General features: G+C 38.3%; 1 protein-coding gene. It reads right to left on the bottom strand.

The features are described 5' to 3' along the window. Positions 1-258: 258 nt before the first annotated feature. A complete protein-coding gene (locus ACO0KV_RS18325) occupies positions 259-1,077 on the bottom strand; it encodes a hypothetical protein (protein WP_423044589.1) in 819 nt (272 codons plus the stop codon). Positions 1,078-1,355 lie beyond the last annotated feature (278 nt).

Here is a 1,355-nt window from a genome sequence, read left to right as displayed (position 1 = left end):
ATAGCTTTTATTGAATCTGTTTAATTGTGCCGTCTTCTTGAATTTTATAAATTCGGTCTTTCGTACGATGATTGAACCAACCACTATCAATAACAGTAATTTGATGATTTTGATCGATAGAAAATTGGCCCTTCACCGTCAACGTTTGGATGATTTTGTTATTTAAAATGGTCACGAATGTTGGTGCTAAGAGCTCTTGTCTATAGTTCGCTCCTCGGTGCTGTTCGTTGTGCGTTTCTCTATCATCGACCAACGCAATCAATACATTTTTAAGCGGAGTAAAAAAAGTACGACAGGACGTAATCCATGCTTTACGGGGTTATCGTAGTCTAGCGGATGGGGGAATTCCGTTCCAAGATTGAAAATGTAGTTATAGGAACCAAGCAAAGAGCCTAACGGGTCGGTATCTGATTTTCCTAAGCTATATGTATGATAGAAAGCCGTACAGTTGTTGGATGGAATTTGTGTACCTTTTCCATAACTATTTTTTTGAGGTATGGTGTAGCACCAATCATCATACTTTTTATAATCAAAAGGTAATAGAGTGATTTTTCGACCGTAGGTATTGATGGCGGCATTGTTCATCGCTGGTTTTTTGTAGCTAAAGAAGGCGTTGCCATAATCAATGATGATCTGTGTTGGAAAAACCAGTATTGGAGAAGATAAAAACTCGTTACATTGTTTTTTAAATTTTATGCTGACGCTATATCCCCAAGGTAATTTTCTTAGATCCATTTTCTCATTGAAATTTTTCGCAAAAAACGCAGCGATATTCTCGTCGGTCGCTCCGCCTTTCATCATTAATTGAAACGGATCAAAAGCTGTATAGATTTCTTTTTGAATCGGCATTTGGCATCCAAGACTATCGATGATCTTATTTCCACTTATGACGAATCGTGGTTCTTGAACCTCATTGATTTTCATATTTGGTTCGTCATAATCAACGACTTTCTGATATACCCAGTCACCGGAAATATCTTGATTTTGGTCTGCGCTCGTAAAGCTCTGCGCGTACACTAAAGTTGTCTTAAAAATCAAAGCAATCAATGTCAATATCAATATCAATAGTAGTTTCATTATTTACTTTTAAAATTCCAAAAAAGGCGCGACATGACCTCTATTTCAAGGCAATGCCACGCATGAGTGTGTTGGGAATGTTCATGACTAATTCGCCTTCGACGAAACCGGTCATCACGCCAAAATGTCGGATACTATGAATAGCTTTTTGACCTTCCCTCGATAATTAGTTCACCATCAGGTGAATGTCATGCAGCGAGATTCTCTTGATTTTGTTTCTTCATCCAGTCTTCCAGATATTGAACGGGAGAGCGGTAACCTAATGTCGAATGCTGCCG

It is taken from the genome of Undibacterium sp. RuRC25W (genome assembly GCF_049339825.1).
In the GTDB taxonomy this organism is placed as follows: Bacteria; Pseudomonadota; Gammaproteobacteria; order Burkholderiales; family Burkholderiaceae_D; genus Undibacterium.
The sequence above is the reverse complement of the archived record's forward strand: the minus strand, read 5'-3'. Positions and strand labels throughout refer to the sequence as shown.

Bases quoted from the DNA above. Each gene is read 5' to 3' on its own strand.
- ACO0KV_RS18325 (WP_423044589.1), bottom strand. From the start codon at position 1,077: ATGAAACTACTATTGATATTGATATTGACATTGATTGCTTTGATTTTT.